This is a genomic window from Micromonospora sp. PLK6-60, assembly GCF_019890675.1.
Taxonomy (GTDB): domain Bacteria; phylum Actinomycetota; class Actinomycetes; order Mycobacteriales; family Micromonosporaceae; genus Micromonospora.
The window spans coordinates 97,196-114,593 of sequence record NZ_JAIOAA010000005.1 but is presented as its reverse complement, the minus strand read 5'-3'; the positions used below and the strand labels follow the sequence as shown (position 1 = coordinate 114,593).

Sequence of the window (17,398 nt, the reverse complement as noted above, 5' to 3'; positions counted from 1 at the left end):
GTCGGCGCGTCACTGTTGGTCGGAGGCGTCACAGCCGGTACGCCAGGTCGGCGGTGGCCTCGGGGTGCCGGCCGAGGAGCAGGAAGAGCACCGTCCGTTCGTCGGTGCCGTCCAGCCCGAGCGCGGTGTTCATGGCGACGTTGTCGAAGCCGAGCACCGCACCACAGCCGAGCCGTTGCGCGGTGGCCGCCAGGTACGCCCGCTGAGCGAGCGTGCCGACCTCGGCGTTCAGCACGCGGTAGCCGCGCGGGCCGAGCACGTCCAGCACGGCGCCCGGCCGGCCGGAGATCGCCAGCACCGCGCCGACCTGGCCCATCGTGTAGTTGGTCAGGAAGTACTGCTGTTGCAGGAAGGCCGACATGCCGCCGTCGGGTTCGGCGGCGGCGGGCAGCAGGGCGTGCCGGCGCGGGCAGTAGGCGTACCCGCCGGCGGCGAGGCCGTCCACGTGGTTGACGAAGACCCACAACCGGGTCAGCGCGGGACCGCCGTCGGGAAGCTTGACGTCGGCGGGATAGTGGCTTCCGGCGGCGGCGAAGGCGAGCGTGGCACCGAGTTCGGCGGCGGTCAGCTCCGGTGGTCGGCGGAACCGGCCGAAGCTGCTGTTCCGGGTGGCCAGCACCGTCGACAGTGGGCGGTCCAGCCGGTCCGCCCCGGTGGCGGGCAGTGCGATCGGGTCGCCGGGTAGGTCCACCGGCCCGGCGCCGGTGAGCCGGCGCGGGGCGGGGGCGGTCACCGTCGCCGCCGCCCGATGCACGGCCACGACCTGCGGGAACTCGATGAACCGGCGGGATCGTTCGAAGGCGGCGGGCCGGACCCGTATCGGCGCCGGCGACCCGGTGGCCGGGGTGGCGGCGGACCGGGCCACCGAAGCGCCGGCAGGTGCGGCGCCCGCCCAGCGCACCGGCGCGACCGCGAAGACGCTCTGCTCGTCGCGGGCGAACGCCAGCAGGTCGTCCAGGGGCGCCGGGTCGAAGCAGAGCAGCCGGGGCAGCCGCGCGCCGAGCGCCGGGGCCAGCAGGTCCCACGAGCCGAGCAGCGCGCCGAGATCCTGGGTGACCACGTGGTAGCAGAAGCTGTTGTACTTGAACGAGTTCTTCCAGAACCTGATGCTGGCCAGCAGGAAGCTGTCGGCGCCGTCGCCGGCGGAGTCGCCCAGCGCCGCTCGCACCGTGCCGGTGACGTCGCCGACCAGCAGCCGTTCCAGCAGGTGCTGCCCGGTGTGGTAGTGGTATACGCCGGGCAGCAGCGGCCCCGACGGACCGGCGACCAGATAGAGCTCGACCGGGTACATGCCGCCGCCGGAGGCGGTGCCCCGCCCCCAGACCGCGTGCTCGAAGTGCGCCCGCTTGCCGGCGTCCTGGTTCCAGTTCACCGTCATCCGCCGGTCCAGCACGCCGTACGACAGGCGCAGCAGGGCGGCCAGCGAGTCCAGCGACCAGCCCTCGGCCGGTGGCAGGTCCGCCCCGGTCAGCAGGGCGCCCAGGCTGGCCAGTTCCGGCGTGGCCGCGGTGAGCGGCACCCGGGGCATGCCCGGGTACGACAGGTGCCGGGAGGGCTGGTCGCTCCAGTCCACCGCGAAGTCGAGCGGTTCCATCGGCACCCGGGCCCGGGCGAACACCGCCTCGGTGTACTCCCGGACGACCGCGACGGCCTCGGACTGCATGGCGTGCTCCTAGGGGAAGGGGTGCGGGTGGGGGTTGCGGGCGGTGGCGCCGAGCCGGTCCGGTCCCTGCCGGCCGCGGGCGAGGTGCCGCGCCAGCCGCTGGCTGTGCAGCACCCGCTGCCGCTGCCAGCCGAAGTCGATCGGGATCAGCGCTGGGGCGACCAGGGCCATCGTGTGCACCCCGGCGATCTCCTGCTCGGGGCAGGTCTGGTCGACGGCGAGCACGTCACCGCCCAGCCCGGCGATCAGGCCGGCCAGGTACTCGGTGTCGGCGGTCAGGTCGTCGTGCGTGGGCCGGACGGCGAGCCAGTCGGCGTATCGGTCGTCGATCGACTGCTTGGGCGGGTCGTCGAAGAGGAACGCGGCGTGTCGCGTCATCTCCGGCAGGCCGTAGAGCAACGCGTGGTGGCTCAGTTCGGTGACCTTCGTGTAGTCGCGGGTCATCTCCCGCAACTCCGGCAGGCTCGCCTCGACCCGCTCGTCGAAGCCGGGCACGTAGGAGGCGGTCTCGCAGACGGCCGCCCGGACCGCGTCGTCGGGGTCGAGGCTCGCCCCGGCGGCGAAGCAGAGTTGACCGAGGCCGCCGTCGCGCTTGACGGCCACCGCGGTCACCACCGGGACGGGCAGGTCGGCGCGGGTGTCGAAGAGCCGGATGTCGTACCCGAGCAGGCCGACCCGGTCGAGCATGAAGTGCACCTTCTCGTCCCGGCAGGTGGCCGGGTCGATCTCGGCGAGCCGGGACGAGCCGTACCAGGCGAGCAGGAAGGCGTCCCGTTCGACGAGTTCGAGCATGCCGTGCAGCAGCGCCTCCTCCGGCGAGCTGCCGCTGGCGCAGCCGTTGGAGCACTCCTGGACGAACTTGCGCTGCTTCTCGCGCCGGTCCAGGTAGTAGACGAGCTGTTCGGGCACGAGCCGGGGTCGCCGGTCGCGCAGCGAGTAGCCCCACACCCAGTGCATCGGCTCCGTCGGGGAGTACGGGGAGTAGTAGAGCCCGTGGCCGTGGTAGAAGGCCGGGTGGTAGCCCAGCCCGGCGGGGTCCATGGCGTCCGGGCCGAGGTTGGCGTAGCTGTCGAAGACCTCGGTGCACCGGGCCCGGGGGAACTGCCCGGCGTACCGCTCCAGCCCTTCCAGCAGCGCGTACGTCTCGCTGGTGCCGTAGCTGTTGGCGTGCCCGCTCCACCACATCTCGTGCAGGTCGTAGCGGCTGCGCACCCGGAAGTAGCCGGTGACCGGGGCGGTCGAGTTGGCGTTGTAGGCGCGCAGCGCGTTGCCGCCGAGTGCCCCGGCGACCGGGTTGGCCAGCGCGGCGACCGGCAGGTCCAGTTGCCCGGCGCTGCGCAGCCGGTATGTCGTCGGGTCCGGCTTCGGGCGGCTGGTCAGCTCGATCACCGCCCGCTCGGCGGTGTCCGGCGGGACGACCGCGCAGGCGGGGCACTCGGAGTCGGCCAGCACCTCCACCACCGTCGTGTCGAGGGTGTCCATCCGCAGTTGGTGCAGTCGTCCGATGCCGGGGCGGGTGTCGGCCGGGGCGCAGGCGAGCAGGAGGAGTGCCCAGATCGCGTCCACCGCGAACGAGGTCAGGTGGGGCAGCGGTCCGGCGACACCGACCGCGGCGGCGTGCTCCAGGGCGTGCCGCTCCTCCCGTACCCGGATGGCCTGCCAGCGGCGCTGGACGCAGAGCGGGCAGGGCCCCGGGCGGGTCGCGTCCGGACCGGCGCCGGACCACAGCGGGCCGACCAGCGCGGTCGCGCCGTGCAACCAGATCGGGAGGACGCCGCCGTGGGGTAGGTCGGCCGGTTCGCGGCTCGCGTCGGTCAGGCCGAGCGCGCCGAGGCGGACGGTCACGCCGGTCGGCCGGGCGCCCTGGCCCGCGGGCCGGCGGGCCGGATCGTGCAGCCGTTGGTGCAGGGCCTCGCCGAGCTGCTTGAGGCTGGTGTCCCACCCGGTGGAGGTGGTCCTGACGTCGACGATCATCTTCCTCACCTGGGGTGGCGGCCGGCTTGGCGGCGGAGGGTGGCGGGTCGGGGAAGGTGGGATCCCCGCCGACGTGCCAACGCCGGCGGGGACGGTGACGGGATCAGCCGCCGCCACAACCGGTGCTGGTGCTGCTGCTGCAGCAGCTGGACGTGCTGCAGGAGCAGCAGCTGGAGCAGGAGCAGCTCGAGCTGGACCAGTCCATTACCATCGCGTCGATCGCGTCGACGTCCTCGATCTCGAAGGTCTCGGTCTCCAGGGCGCGGAGTTCCTCAGCGAGTTCGGGCATTCTGTTCACACCTCCTCTCGTCGGCAGGCGGGTGCGGCACCGCGGACCGGTGTCCCCGGGTGCCCTGGGCCTAGCTCGTGCTGCTGCAACTCGACGAGGTGCAGCTGCAACAACTGGACGTGCTGCAACTGGAGCAGCTGGATGTGCTGGTGCTGCTGCTGCAGATGTCCATGACATCGGCGGACAGGTCCGCGATGTCCTCGACCTCGAAGGTCTCCGTCCGGAGGTTGCGCAGCTCGCTGCGAACGGCCTCCGGAAGAGCGTCTGATGCGGACGGTTTCGGTGCCATGGGGCCTCTCCTTGAGCCACGGGGGGATGCCAGTCGTTGCCGGGTGCTCCACTCCACCGTCGAGCGGGACGAGGGCGTACGGGGCGCTCGCCGGTCGGCGGGCCGACGGGCGTGCCGGTGGTGTGTCGCGGGTTCATCCGGGGACGGACTGGGCGGGCGTCAGCGTCGGGGTCGACCTCGGGCAACCGTCAGCCGCAGCTCGAGGTGCTGGTGCTGGTGCTGCAGCAGCTGGACGTGCTGCAGGAGCAGCAGCTGGAGCAGGAGCAGCTCGAGCTGGTCGCGGCGAGCGCCTCGCCGCCGTCCTCGACCTCCTCGATTTCGAAGGTTTCGGTCTCCAGCTCGCGGAGCTCGTGGTGCAACGTGATCGGCATGTTCTGTCACCTCCTTCCGGTCGGATTCCTCGTCCGGTCCACCAGGTGGTGGTTCATTGCGCCGCGGGCCGGTCCCGCAGCAGCACCACGCCGCTGTGGAAGGCCCCGCTGGCCCGGATGTCGCGCGTGGTGGTCTCGACCAGGAGCGCATCGACCCCCCGGGTGGTCAGCTCGGCGAGGACGGCCGCCCGGTCGGTCGCGGCGGGGGCGGGGACCGGGCCCGGACCGGCGACGCCGGCCAGCGTTGCCGGGTCGAGGCCGACCAGGAGGGGGTCCCCGAGATCGGCGTCGCTGTCCTCGAAGTGCCGGACCTGGATCAGGCCGACCAGGTCCCGGGTCGCGGCGAGGCGGGCGGCGGTGGGGTCGAGGTCGGCGCCCAGGGTCCACATCGGCGCGTCGTCGTCCGGTGCCCCGGCCAGGGCGAGGACGGCGTGCGCCGGCGCGGCCCCGAGCAGCGTGAAGGCCTCGATCGGCCGACCGAAGCGGTGCGCGGCCTTGATCACCAACGCCGTCTCGTCGTCGGCGACCAGTTCGTCCTCGCCGAGCCGCACCAGGGCGCTGCGACCGCGCAGCGCGCTGGTCAGCGCCCGGTAGGCCAGCGCGCTGGCGAGTCCCCGGTCGATCAGCTCGGCGCGGGTGGCGCCGACCGCGGCCCCGGCCGTGGTGCGCTCGGCGTGGCCGGGGGCGTTCGCCGCGGACGCGGGCAGCGCCAGGGCGGCCGGTACGTGGACGGTCGTGCCGTCGGCGAGGACGGTCGCGGGCACCCAGTCGACGGCTCGGTGCGGGTCGTCGGGCGCGGTCGCGCCGGCGGCGTCCAGCTCGCCCCAGGGCACCGGGTGCAGGCCCTGCTCGCGCAGCTCCGACGCGGTGCCGGTGACCGCGCCGGGCGGGGCGGCGTGCCGGGCCACGTGATCGCGTACGGCGGTCCGGTAGGCGTTGAGCCGGGCGTTCATCACGGTGTCCACGGCGAACGCGGTGATCTCCCGCGGTCCGGTGGGACCCGGTATCCGCAGCCGGGCGGTCTTCAGCGGGGCCTGCTCGAGCGGGTCGTCGACGAACCGGGTGAAGACGCCGGCGTGTTCGGAGACGAGCGCCTCGGCCCGGCGGTAGGTCTCCTCGTCGTCGGCCGGATCGTCGGCCGGCGCGGCGACCTCGACGTCCCGGCAGGCCGGGCACGCCGGATGGGGCAGCACCCGTTCCCGGGCCGATTCCAGGGTGGCGGGATCGAGCAGCACCACCGCGGCGCCGGTGTCCGGCGGCAGCGCCCCGGTACGGATCCGGAACAGCTCGAAGGCGGCGGCGTTGCCGAGCATCCGCGCGGTCACGTCCGGCAGTACGGTGGGCGTGGCGACCCCGGGTCCGAGGGCCAGCTGCCGCCAGAACGACGCGCCGGTCGCCGGCCCGGCGGACTCGGTGAGCCGGAGCTGGGCGCAGAGCCAGCAGGGGCTCTGCCCGGCGGTGACCGCGGGGCCGAGCACTGCCCGGTCGACGTCCCAGTAGACCGGCACCAGGGGCGGGCCGCCGCGCTGGGCGACCCGGGCCAGCTCGTGCAGCCGGCCCAGGCCGGTCGCGTCGGTGCAGTACAGCAGGGCGTCCGCGGCGGCGGGGTCCAGGGGTCCGGAATGGACGCGGACCTCGGCGTCGACCCCCTCGGCGCGCAGTTCGGTCACCTCGGCCCGGAACGCGTCGCGGTACGTCTCCGGGGCGTCGTCGGGGTGCACGTCCAGCTCGACGCAGCCGTTGCGGAGCAGCCCGGCGACGGCCGCGCGCAGGGTCTCGCCCCGACCGCCGAGGGCGACCCGGGTGGTGTGGAAGCGCTGAAACCGGCGGGCCGGGTCGTCGGCGAAGTGGCCGACGAACTCGATCTGGGTGGCGAAGCGGCGGGCCACCGGTTCGGGCAGGTCGCCGCGACCCTGGGCGTCCTTGGCGAAACCGCGGTCGACGAGGGCGCGGACCAGGCTGACCACGGTCCGTCGCTGCTCCGCCGCCAGCCCGGTGCAGAGCTGGGCGAGGGTGTGTCCCCCGTCGAGGTACGGGCTCAGGCTGCTCAGCCAGCGGAACGCGGAACGGCCCCTGATGAGAAACGCCGAATCGGGACCCCGCAGGTATGCCCCGGCCGGTGCGTCCAGAAACACCACATCGTGCCGCAGTTTGGGGCGCATATCCAGGATCCGGTCAGCGTCCTGTTGCAGGTCCATCGGCGCTCCTATGCCATCCACTGTGGCCGGATGAAAGTGCTCCCCATGGTGCACAAGACGTTCACGATGGTCAACGTTTTGTTTCCTGGTGGCGCTGCCCTGACGTGGGTTTCGGTGGCCTGACCTGGGGTGCAGGGATACCGCGGAATCTCGTACTACCGAAGCTGATCGCGCTCGGCTAGCCTGTGGGCGTCGATCGGCTAGCCGCAGGTCACGAGGCTGGAAGTGGCGTGACCCGGCGGCGCGATGCCGGCGTCGGCGGGCGCGGTCGCGGTGTGCTGGGCAAGCTGGCGGGTTTTTCGTGGGTTGTTTTCGCTGATGCCGGCTCGGCCTCCGAATGATTGCGGTGGCATTAATGGACGAGCCGAGGTGAGCGATGGTTAACGTGCCGCGAACATTGGTTGAAATGGTTGGCCGGTGGGTTTCAGGAACCTCTGGTAATTGCTGATGGGCAATGACTTCGCCATTGAGATGGACAGGGTGACAAAGCATTATCCGGGCGGTGTCACCGCCGTTGCCGACCTCGACCTCCGCGTCCGGGAGGGTGAGATCTTCGGGTTCCTCGGCCCGAACGGCGCGGGCAAGACGACCAGCATGCGGATGCTCGTCGGGCTGATCCGGCCCAGCGCTGGGCAGGTGCGGGTGCTGGGCCGTCCGCCGGGCGTGCCCGAACAGTTGTCGGCCGTCGGGGCGCTCATCGAGTCGCCGACCTTCTATCCGCACCTGTCGGGTCGGGATAATCTCCGGCTGGCCGCCCGATACTCCGGAAATTCTGAAGATGTGGTCGAGCGGTCGCTCGCCGAGGTCGGCCTCAGCGATCGGGCCGGGTCGCGATTCCGCGAGTACTCGCTCGGAATGAAGCAGCGGCTGGGAGTGGCGGCGGCGCTGTTGAAGCAGCCGAGGCTGCTCATCCTCGATGAACCGACCAACGGCCTCGATCCGGCCGGCGTGTCGGAGATCCGGGAACTGCTGCGCGCCCTCGGCCGGCGCGGCCAGACGGTGCTGCTCTCCAGCCACGTACTGGTCGAGGTGGAGCAGGTCTGTGACCGCATCGCGGTCATCGACAAGGGACGACTGGTCGCCACCGGCATCCCGGACGAGTTGCGCGCCCGGCTGGGCACCGGGCTGCTGGTCGTCGTCGCCGACCCGGTCGACAAGGCCGCCGCCTGCCTGCGCGACGACAGCCGGGTGCGCCGGGTGGACATCGTGGACGGGCAGTTGCGGGTGGCCACCGGCCCCGACCTCGCGGCGGAGCTGAACCGGCGACTCGTCGAGGCGGGCGTCAGCGTCCGGGAGCTGCGGCCGGTGCGCCACTCGCTGGAGGAGGCCTTCCTGGAGCTGACCGGAGGCCGGCGGCCGGACGGCGGAGAGCCGACGGACCCGGGGGAGGGGGAGAATTGATCGCCTCGATACGGGCGGCCTGGTTCGCCGATCGCAAGCGGCCCGCCGTGTGGACGGTCGCGGCCACCTGGACGCTCCTCGCCGTCGCGTTCGGGATCGGCATCCCGTACGTCGTGCACCTGGCCCTCGCCGGCGACCCGGCGCAGGCAGAGGCGGCGGACACCCTGCTCAGCAGCGTGCTGCCGGAGCAGGTGGTGCCCACCGGGATCGCGCTCTTCCCGCTCTTCGGGGGCGCGATGGTGGTGATCCTCGGCGCGCTGGTGGTGGGCAACGAGTACCGCTGGGGCACCCTCAATCTGATCTTCACCCAGCGGCCCCGGCGGGCCCAGGTGATGCTCGGGCACGCCGCCGCGCTCGGCGCGCTCACCCTGCTCCTGGTGCTGGGTACGTTCGCCGCGCTCGGCGTGGTCACCTCGGTGCTGGCGCTGGTCGAGGGCCGCGGATCGGACTGGCCACCGGCCGGGGACCTGCTCGGTGCGCTGGCGGCGGCCTGGTTGATCTGCGCGGCGTACGCGAGTCTCGGGTACTTCCTGGCGATCGCGTTCCGCGGGGCCGCCACCGCGATCGCCGTCGGGCTGGTGTGGACGCTGCTCGTCGAGAACGCGGTCAGCGGCCTGGCCCTGGTGCTCAAGCCCCTCGGGCTGGTGCAGAAGGTGCTGCTCGCGCCCAGCGCCGGCTCGCTGGCCGGCGCGCTCGGGGCCCGCTCCCAGTTCGAGGGCGGCACCCCGGGCGTGATCGAGTCGTCGGGTCCGTGGCTGCCGGCTATCGTGCTGATCCTGTACGTGCTCGTGCTGGTCGGCCTCGGCACCTGGCTGGCGGTGCGACGGGACGTCAATTGAGCGACCCGGAGAGGGGGTGCCGCGGATGGAGTTCCTGCTCGCCTTCCTGGTGACCGGCCTGGCGGCCAGTGGCGGCTGGATCGCCTGGGCCGGTGTGCGCGGCTGGGGCCGGTACCGGGACCGCCGACACGAGCTGGCGCTGGCCCGGGCCCGGGCCGAGGCGGACGTGCGGCGGGCCGAGCTGGCGGCGCACCTGCGCGAGATCGAGCTGGCCAACGAGACCTACCTGGACTTCAAGGAGCGTCACCCGACCGACGTCGAGCGACGCCACGGCGACGGCTGATCGGTTCCGGCGCACCCTCGGGCCCGCACCCTCCCACCGGGAGGGCGCGGGCCCGCCGTTCGTGGCGGGTGACGCGGGGCGGGCCGGCCCGACCGCACCGCAGGTCGTTGCAGTCGGCCGCAATATTTCGACTCTGTTTGCAAGCTATTGCAGAATGTTTCGGCAAGAGCTAGCGTGCGGGCGAATCACGACCAGAGGAAGGCCGTCGATGAAACCCCCGCCGATAACCCGCAAGGCGTTGCTCGCCCTCACCACCGCCCTCAGCCTCGCTCTCGTCGGCGCCCCCGTCGCCATGAACCAGCTCGGGGCCGACGCCGCCGAACGGACCGCCGTCACCGACCCGCTGGCCGCGACCGGCGCTGCCCGGTGGTCCACCGAGCCCAGCCCCGAGCTGCTGCTGCGGGCCAGCGACAACAGCGCCCGGGCCGAGCAGTTCTACTTCGTACTGCCCGACCGGTTCGCCAACGGCGACCCGCGCAACGACCGCGGCGGGCTCACCGGGGACCGGCTGAGCACCGGCCTGGACCCCAAGGACAAGGGCTTCTACCACGGTGGTGACCTCAAGGGCCTGATCGACAAGCTGGACTACGTCCAGGGCCTCGGCACCACCGCCATCTGGCTCGCCCCGATCTTCAAGAACCGGCCGGTGCAGGGCACCGGCAGCGACGTCTCCGCCGGCTACCACGGCTACTGGATCACCGACTTCACCCAGGTCGACCCGCACTTCGGCACGAACGACGAGCTGAAGAAGCTGGTCAAGCTGGCCCACCAGCGGGGCATCAAGGTCTACCTCGACGTCATCGTCAACCACACCGCCGACGTCATCAAGTACGCCGAGGACAAGTACGCCTACATCGACAAGCAGACCTCGCCGTACACCGACGCGCGGGGGCGGGCCTTCGAGGACCGCAACTACGCCGACGGCAGCCGCGACTTCCCGGACGTCGACCGGACCTCCTTCCCGTACACCCCGGTGTTCGACTCCCCGGGTGACGCGAAGGTCAAGGTGCCGGGCTGGCTGAACGACGTGACCATGTACCACAACCGCGGTGACTCGACCTTCGCCGGCGAGAACAGCGAGTACGGCGACTTCTTCGGCCTGGACGACCTGTGGACCGAGCGCCCCGAGGTGGTGCGCGGCATGACCAAGGTCTACGGGGACTGGATCGGCAGCACCGGCGTCGACGGCTTCCGCCTGGACACCGTCAAGCACACCAACCTCGACTTCTGGCCCCAGTTCAGCCGGGGCATCCAGCGCGCCGCGGAGAAGGCCGGCAAGAAGGACTTCTTCATGTTCGGCGAGGTCTACAGCGCCGAGCAGGAGATCCAGTCCACCTACGTGCGCCGGGGCGGGCTGCCCGCCACGCTGGACTTCTCCTTCCAGGAGGCCGCGCGCGGCTACACCGCCGCGAACGGCTCCGCCCGGGCGTTGGCCGACATGTACGCCAAGGATTCGCTCTACGCCGCCCGGGACACCGACGCCCGCCGGCTGCCCACCTTCCTCGGCAACCACGACATGGGTCGGATCGGCTCGTTCATCGCCGCGGCCGGCGGGGACGACGCCACCCAGTTGCGCCGCGACACCCTCGCCCACCAGCTGATGTTTCTCACCCGGGGCCAGCCGGTCGTCTACTCCGGTGACGAGCAGGGCTTCACCGGACCCGGCGGCGACAAGGACGCCCGGCAGGACATGTTCGCCTCCCGGACGCCCGACTACCTCGACGACGACCTGATCGGCACCACCCGTACCCACGCCAGCGACCAGTACGACACCGCGCACCCGCTCTACCGGAGTATCGCCGAGCTGGGCAGGCTGCGGCAGGCCCACCCGGCGCTGCGCGACGGCGTCCAGGTCACCCGGTACGCCGCCGACGGCCCCGGCGTCTTCGCCGTCTCCCGGATCCTGCCGAAGGACCGCATCGAGTACGTGGCCGCGGTGAACAACGCCGACAGCGCGCAGACTGTCACCGTGGACACCTGGTCGCCCGGCACCCCGTTCGCCGGCGTGTACGGCTCCGCCACCGCCGCCACCGCCGGGGCGGACGGCAAGCTCTCGGTGACCGTGCCGGCGATGTCCGCCGTGGTGCTCCGGGCCGCCCGGGCGATCCCGGCGGCCGACGCCGCGCCGCGGATCACCCTGACCTCGCCGGGCGCCGACCCGGTGGCCACCAAGGCGACCGTCACCGCGCAGGTGACCGGCGACCCGTTGGCCACGGTGACCTTCGCGGCCCGCCCGGCGGGCGGGAAGTGGACGCTGCTCGGCCGCGCCGACACCGCCCCGTACACCGTGCACCATGACCTGACCGGGCTGCCCGGCGGGACGACTGTGGAATACAAGGCGGTGGTCCGCGACGGCAAGGGCCGGATCGCCAGCACCCGGTCCAGTGGCGTGGTGGGCACCCCCGAGCAGGGCGCCGCGCGGGAGTGGGTGGTGGTGCACTACCAGCGCCCGGCCGGCGGGTACGACGACTGGGGCCTCTACGCCTGGGGCGACATCGACCCCGCGTACGCCACCGAGTGGCCCAAGGGGCAGCCGTTCGCCGGCGAGGACTCCTACGGCCGGTTCGCCTGGGTGAAGCTGAAGCCGGGCGCGAAGTCCGTCGGCTTCCTCGTGGTGGACTCCGACGGGAACAAGGACGTCGGCAACGACCGCACCATCGACGTGACGCAGACCGGCGAGGTCTGGGTCAAGCAGGGCGACCCGACCACCTATCCGACCCGGCAGGCGGCCACCGGCGAGCCCGACCCGGCGGTCGAGGAGGGCACCGCGGTCATCCACTGGCGCAAGGCCGACGGCAACTACGACGGCTGGGGCCTGCACCTGTGGGACGGCGCCGCCAACCCGACCGACTGGTCCAGCCCGCTGAAGCCGACCACGATCGACTCCTTCGGCGCCGTGTTCCGGGTGCCGCTGGCCGCCGGGGCGACCGGGCTGAACTACATCATCCACAAGGGGGACGAGAAGGATCAGCCCGACGACCAGCGGCTCGACTTCGCCTCCGCCGGCCGTGAGGTGTGGCTGCTGGCCGGGGTCAAGGGCCGGCTGCTGCCCGCCACCACCAACGGGGTGGCGAAGGACGTCGACATCACCAAGCAGCAGGCGCACTGGATCGACCGGTCCACCATCGCCTGGCAGACCGGGCCCACCGACGGCAAGCGGTACGAGCTGGCCGTCGCACCGACCGGTGGGCTGACCGTCGCCGACGGGGAGCTGTCCGGGACGTACACCCGGTTGCCGCTGCGGGCGCAGCGCAACGGGCTCACCGAGGCCCAGCGCGCGGCCTTCCCGCACCTGTGGGCCCACCAGACGTTCACGCTGGATCGGGCCGACCTGGGCAAGGTGCCGGCGGCGCTGCGCGGCCAGCTGGTGGTCACCGAGCGCGACGCCGAGGGCGCGCTGCTCGGCGCGACCGGGGTGCAGATCCCGGGCGTGCTGGACGACGTGTACCGCTCGGCCACCTCGGCGAAGCTGGGCGCGACCTTCGCCGGCAAGGTGCCCACCCTGTCGGTGTGGGCGCCCACCGCGCGCAGCGTGGCGTTGCAGCTGTTCGACTCGCCGACGGCGCAGCCGCGCACGGTGCCGATGAGCCGGGACGACCGCACCGGCGTCTGGTCGGTGCGCGGCACCCGGGACTGGGCCGGCAAGTATTACCGGTACCAGGTGCAGGCGTGGCAGCCCGCCGCGCAGAAGCTGGTCACCGCGTCGGTGACCGACCCGTACTCGGTGGCGCTGGCGCCGGACTCGACGCACAGCCAGATCGTCGACCTGAACGATCCGGCGCTGGCCCCGGCCGGCTGGGCGGCGCTGCGCAAGCCGGCCGCCCCGCCCGCCGCGAAGGTGCAGATCTCCGAGTTGTCGGTGCGGGACTTCTCGATCGCCGACGACACCGTGCCGGCGCAGCGGCGGGGCACCTTCCTCGCCTTCACCGACCCGGGCACGGCGGGCATGAAGCACCTCAAGGCGCTCGGCGACGCCGGGGTGAACTACCTGCACCTGCTGCCGGCGTTCGACTTCGCCACCATCCCCGAGAAGCGCGCCGACCAGCGCCAGCCCGCCTGTGACCTGGCGAAGCTGCCGCCGGACTCCGACGAGCAGCAGAAGTGCGTCGCGGCGGTGGCCGACACCGACGGCTACAACTGGGGCTACGACCCGCTGCACTACACCGTCCCGGAGGGCGGCTACGCCGTCGACCCGGCCGGGGCGGCGCGGACCGCCGAGTTCCGGCAGCTGGTCGCCGGGGTGAACCGGGCCGGCCTGCGGGTAGTGATGGACGTGGTCTACAACCACACCTCGGCCGCCGGCACCGACGAGAAGTCGGTGCTGGACCAGGTGGTGCCGGGCTACTACCAGCGGTTGCTGCCCGACGGCACGGTGGCCAATTCGACCTGCTGCGCCAACACCGCCCCGGAGCACGCCATGATGGGCAAGCTGGTGGTGGACTCGCTGGTCACCTGGGCCAAGCAGTACAAGGTGGACGGCTTCCGGTTCGACCTGATGGGCCACCACCCGAAGGCGAACATCCTGGCCGTCCGGGCCGCGCTGGACAAGCTCACGCTCGCCCGCGACGGGGTGGACGGGAAGAAGATCCTGCTCTACGGCGAGGGCTGGAACTTCGGCGAGGTCGAGAACGACGCCCGGTTCGTGCAGGCCACCCAGGCCAACATGGCCGGCACCGGGATCGGCACCTTCAACGACCGGCTCCGCGACGCGGTGCGCGGTGGCGGGCCCTTCGACGCCAACCCGCGGCTGCAGGGTTTCGCCTCCGGCCTGTTCAGCGACCCGAACGGGGACCCGGTGAACGGCTCGGCCGCCGAGCAGAAGGCCCGGCTGCTGCACCAGCACGACCTGATCAAGGTCGGGCTGACCGGCAACCTGCGCGGCTACCGGTTCACCGACTCGTCCGGCAAGCAGGTCACCGGCGCCCAGGTCGACTACAACGGCGCGCCGGCCGGCTACACCGCCGCGCCGGGCGAGGCGATCACGTACGTCGACGCGCACGACAACGAGATCCTGTACGACGCGCTGGCGTACAAGCTGCCGCCGGGCACCTCGGCGGCGGACCGGGCCCGGATGCAGGTGCTGGCGTTGGCCACCACCGCGCTCGGCCAGGGCGCCGGCTTCGTCACCACCGGCTCCGAGCGGCTGCGCTCGAAGTCGCTGGACCGCAACTCGTACAACTCCGGTGACTGGTTCAACCAGATCCGCTGGGACTGCGCCCAGGGCAACGGGTTCGGCGCCGGTCTGCCGCCGGCGCCGGACAACCAGGACAAGTGGCCGTACGCCAAGCCGCTGCTGGCCGATCCGTCGCTGGTGCCGGACTGCGCCGCGATCAACCTGGCCGACGCCCGGTACGCGGAGCTGCTGCGGATCCGCCGGTCCTCGCCGGTCTTCGGGCTGGCCACTGCCGGTCAGGTGCAGCAGCGGGTCGCCTTCCCGCTCTCCGGCGCGGCGGAGACGCCGGGCGTGCTCACCATGACCCTCGACGCCCGTGGGCTCGGCGGGCAGTGGACGTCGCTGACCGTGGTCTTCAACGGCACCCCGAAGGCGGCGAAGCAGCAGGTCACCGGCCTGCGCGGGGCGAACGTGGCGCTGCATCCGGTGCTGCGCGCGTCGGCCGACGAGGCGCTGCGGTCGTCCTCGTTCGACCGGACGAGCGGCACGTTCACGGTGCCGGCGCGCAGCGTCGCGGTCTTCGTCCAGAGCTGACCCCGCAAACGGTCCGGCCCCCTGCCATCGAGATGGCAGGGGGCCGGACGTCAGGTGGATCCGTTGTTCGCGCGTGGCGTCAGTTGAAGCAGTCCTTCACCGTGCCGGCGCAGTTGGTCGGGTCGTTGTCGGTCACCGTCGACTTGTCGTCGAGCCGGACCTTGCCCTTGTGGTTGAGGATGCCGCCGGCGATCCGGTGCAGCTTGGACGGGTCGGTGGCCGTGTTCTCGGTGACCTTGCTCTCCTCAAGGTGGACGGTGCCCTCGTTGTTGAAGATGCCGCCGCCGTTGAGCGCGGTGTTGCCCTTGATCACGGTTTCCCGCAGGGTGAGGAAGGCAGCGTCGCCCTCGCCGTCCACCCACTCCTGGTAGCCGTCCTCGACCGCCTCCAGGCCCTCTTCGCCGTTGAAGATGCCGCCGCCGAAGCGGCCGGCGGTGTTGTCGACGATGGCGCTCTCGGAGATGGTCGCGGTGGCCCGCTGCTCCTTCTTCTCGCCGCCGTACAGGGCTTCCTTCTTCTTTCCGCCGGTGTTGACGACGCCGCCGCCGTCCTTGCCCGCGTGGTTCTTGACCACGAGGACGTGGCGGATGACGAGGTCGGTGTTGTGGGCGTAGACGCCGCCGCCGCTCTTGCCGGCGGTGTTGCCCTTGATCACCGCGTGGACGACGAACTTGCCCTCACGGTCCTGGTCGCCGTCAGCGGCGACGCCGGCACCGTGGCCGCCCTTCTCGTCCTTGCCCTTCTCGTCCTTGTTCTCCTCGTGCTTGCCCTTCTCGTCCTTGCCCTCTTCGTGCTTGCCCTTCTCGTCCTTGTTCTCTTCGTGCTTGCCGTACTCGTCTTCGTCGTACATGCCCTTGCCGTGCTCGCCCTCGCGGTCCTCGAACTTGCCGTAGTCGCCCTCGCGGCCCTCGGCGTACTTCTCGAAGTCGCCCTCGGCGAACTTGCCGTGCTCGTCCTTGCTGCCCTCGATCTTGACGAAGCCGCCGGAGCTGAACACGCCACCGCCGTTCTTGCCGGCCCGGTTGCCCTCGATCTCGGTGTTGATGATCTCGACGCTGCCGGCCTCGTCCTTGCCCTCGACGAGCGGGTAGCTGTCCTTCCCGTGCTCGCCCTTGCCCTTGCCGTTGGCGACACCGCCGCCGTTCTCGCCGGCGGTGTTGTCGGCGATCCAGGAGTCCTCGACCTTGAGGACGCCGATGTTGAAGATGCCGCCGCCGTTCTTCCGGGCGTGGTTGTCCTCGATCTTGCTGTCCTTGACGTCGACCCGGCCGAAGTTGGCGATCGCGCCACCGTTGTTCTCGGCGTTGTTGCGGGTGAGCTTCACGCCGAACAGGCGGGCGCTGCCGCCGCGCTCGACCAGCAGCGCGCCGCCGTCGCCCTCGCCCTCCTTGACGTCCGGCTTCGGGCCTGGGGACAGCAGCGCGCCGTCGCCCCCGTCCTGAACCGGCGCGCCCACGGCGACCGGTGCGCCCACGGCGACCGGTGCGCCGACCGGCGCGCCCGGCGCGGCGGCCACCGCGGCCTGCGGGACCAGGGCCGCCGCCGGGGCGCCGGCGGGGGCCTCGAGCCCGGGGACGCCGGGCGGCGGTCCGCCGTACTTGAATTCGCTGGCGTTGCCGTCCTTGACGGTGAGGTCCTTCAGGGTCAGGTCGCCGCCGTCGGCGACGCGGAAGATCCGGAAGGCGTCCTCGGAGTCGCGCTTGATGGTGGCGTCGTTGCCCTTGATGGTGATTTCCTGCTTGATCGTCGGCAGGCCCGTGTTGGACTTCTTGTCGGCGAAGTCCAGCTCGTACGTGCAGTTGGGGGCCAGCTTCAGCGTGCCGCCGTGGTCCCGGTTGGCCAGGTCGACCGCCTCGATCAGCTTCTCGTCGTCGCAGGGCACCTCCCGCACGTGCCCGCGCTCGTCCCGCTTCTCGTCTCGGTCCTCGTCCCGGCCCTTGCCGCGACCCTCGCGCTTCTCACCCGAGTCGTCCTTGGTGAGCTGCTGGGCGGTGGACCACTTCACGTCGGCGAGCCGGTGGGGTCCGACGGCCCCGGTGGTCGCGTAGGCGACACCCGCGAGGCTGACCGCTCCCGTGAGACCGGCGACACCGGTCACGAGCCAGAGGCGGCGCCGCCGGGCCGACGTCATGGTCTCGCGGGCGTCATCGTTATTGCGAAGGTAGTTGGACATCGGAGCTCTCTGCCCTCTCCTTGTACCCAGACAAGGTCGCTTCGCCACGGCGAGGCGGCCTTCGCTACAAATCGGTTGTAGCTTCTGAAGACGACCGTATGAGAACCATCTTCGCCATGGGCCCGTATACGAAAAAACCCCACATTAGGGGTGGGGTGACTCAGTCGGGAGGAGGCCGGACGGCGGGGCCGCCGGGTCGCAGGAACACCGA

11 protein-coding genes are annotated in these 17,398 nt (G+C 71.9%); 4 read left to right on the top strand and 7 right to left on the bottom strand.

Features of this window, described 5'->3' with window-relative positions:
* Positions 1-28: 28 nt before the first annotated feature.
* The 6 genes from K7640_RS12030 to K7640_RS12005 form a co-directional block, all read right to left on the bottom strand.
* On the bottom strand, positions 29-1,663 hold the full coding sequence (locus K7640_RS12030; RefSeq protein ID WP_222954865.1) for a nitroreductase family protein: 1,635 nt from the start codon (positions 1,661-1,663) through the stop codon (positions 29-31).
* 9 nt (positions 1,664-1,672) lie between these two features.
* Complete coding sequence (locus K7640_RS12025; RefSeq protein WP_222954864.1) at positions 1,673-3,637, bottom strand: TOMM precursor leader peptide-binding protein; 1,965 nt, start codon at positions 3,635-3,637, stop codon at positions 1,673-1,675.
* Positions 3,638-3,740: 103 nt separating this feature from the next.
* Entirely contained in the window at positions 3,741-3,926 is a 186-nt protein-coding gene (locus tag K7640_RS12020) for a thiazolylpeptide-type bacteriocin (protein ID WP_222954863.1), read from the bottom strand.
* Between the two features lie 70 nt (positions 3,927-3,996).
* Positions 3,997-4,215 (bottom strand): thiazolylpeptide-type bacteriocin, encoded by a 219-nt coding sequence (locus K7640_RS12015; RefSeq protein ID WP_222954862.1) that lies wholly within the window; start codon positions 4,213-4,215, stop codon positions 3,997-3,999.
* Positions 4,216-4,403: 188 nt separating this feature from the next.
* Positions 4,404-4,586, bottom strand: coding sequence for a hypothetical protein (locus K7640_RS12010; RefSeq protein WP_222954861.1), 183 nt, complete (start codon positions 4,584-4,586; stop codon positions 4,404-4,406).
* Positions 4,587-4,639: 53 nt separating this feature from the next.
* Positions 4,640-6,784, bottom strand: a complete 2,145-nt coding sequence (locus K7640_RS12005) for a TOMM precursor leader peptide-binding protein (protein ID WP_222954860.1) — start codon at positions 6,782-6,784, stop codon at positions 4,640-4,642.
* A gap of 471 nt (positions 6,785-7,255) precedes the next feature.
* Here K7640_RS12005 and K7640_RS12000 point away from each other — a divergent pair, with 471 nt between their 5' ends.
* The 4 genes from K7640_RS12000 to pulA all read left to right on the top strand — a co-directional run bounded on the left by K7640_RS12000 (position 7,256) and on the right by pulA (position 15,014).
* Entirely contained in the window at positions 7,256-8,185 is a 930-nt protein-coding gene (locus K7640_RS12000; RefSeq protein WP_255608750.1) for an ABC transporter ATP-binding protein, read from the top strand.
* Positions 8,182-9,024 carry an ABC transporter permease subunit gene (locus tag K7640_RS11995; protein ID WP_222954858.1) on the top strand — a complete coding sequence of 281 codons (843 nt, stop codon included), beginning with the start codon at positions 8,182-8,184 and terminating at the stop codon, positions 9,022-9,024. Before K7640_RS12000 ends, K7640_RS11995 begins: the two co-directional genes overlap by 4 nt.
* 25 nt (positions 9,025-9,049) lie before the next feature.
* Positions 9,050-9,307: a hypothetical protein gene (locus K7640_RS11990; protein ID WP_222954857.1), complete on the top strand. Its 258-nt coding sequence runs from the start codon at positions 9,050-9,052 to the stop codon at positions 9,305-9,307.
* Positions 9,308-9,515: 208 nt separating this feature from the next.
* Entirely contained in the window at positions 9,516-15,014 is a 5,499-nt protein-coding gene (gene pulA / locus K7640_RS11985; protein ID WP_222954856.1) for a pullulanase-type alpha-1,6-glucosidase, read from the top strand.
* Positions 15,015-15,093: 79 nt separating this feature from the next.
* Here pulA and K7640_RS11980 read toward each other — a convergent pair whose 3' ends face one another.
* Complete coding sequence (locus K7640_RS11980) at positions 15,094-17,112, bottom strand: hypothetical protein (RefSeq protein ID WP_222954855.1); 2,019 nt, start codon at positions 17,110-17,112, stop codon at positions 15,094-15,096.
* Between the last annotated feature and the right edge of the window lie 286 nt (positions 17,113-17,398).

Coding starts and splice junctions, on each gene's coding strand:
- K7640_RS12030 (WP_222954865.1), bottom strand. CDS start 1,663: ATGCAGTCCGAGGCCGTCGCGGTCGTCCGGGAGTACACCGAGGCGGTG.
- K7640_RS12025 (WP_222954864.1), bottom strand. CDS start 3,637: ATGATCGTCGACGTCAGGACCACCTCCACCGGGTGGGACACCAGCCTC.
- K7640_RS12020 (WP_222954863.1), bottom strand. CDS start 3,926: ATGCCCGAACTCGCTGAGGAACTCCGCGCCCTGGAGACCGAGACCTTC.
- K7640_RS12015 (WP_222954862.1), bottom strand. CDS start 4,215: ATGGCACCGAAACCGTCCGCATCAGACGCTCTTCCGGAGGCCGTTCGC.
- K7640_RS12010 (WP_222954861.1), bottom strand. CDS start 4,586: ATGCCGATCACGTTGCACCACGAGCTCCGCGAGCTGGAGACCGAAACC.
- K7640_RS12005 (WP_222954860.1), bottom strand. CDS start 6,784: ATGGACCTGCAACAGGACGCTGACCGGATCCTGGATATGCGCCCCAAA.
- K7640_RS12000 (WP_255608750.1), top strand. CDS start 7,256: ATGGACAGGGTGACAAAGCATTATCCGGGCGGTGTCACCGCCGTTGCC.
- K7640_RS11990 (WP_222954857.1), top strand. CDS start 9,050: ATGGAGTTCCTGCTCGCCTTCCTGGTGACCGGCCTGGCGGCCAGTGGC.
- pulA (WP_222954856.1), top strand. CDS start 9,516: ATGAAACCCCCGCCGATAACCCGCAAGGCGTTGCTCGCCCTCACCACC.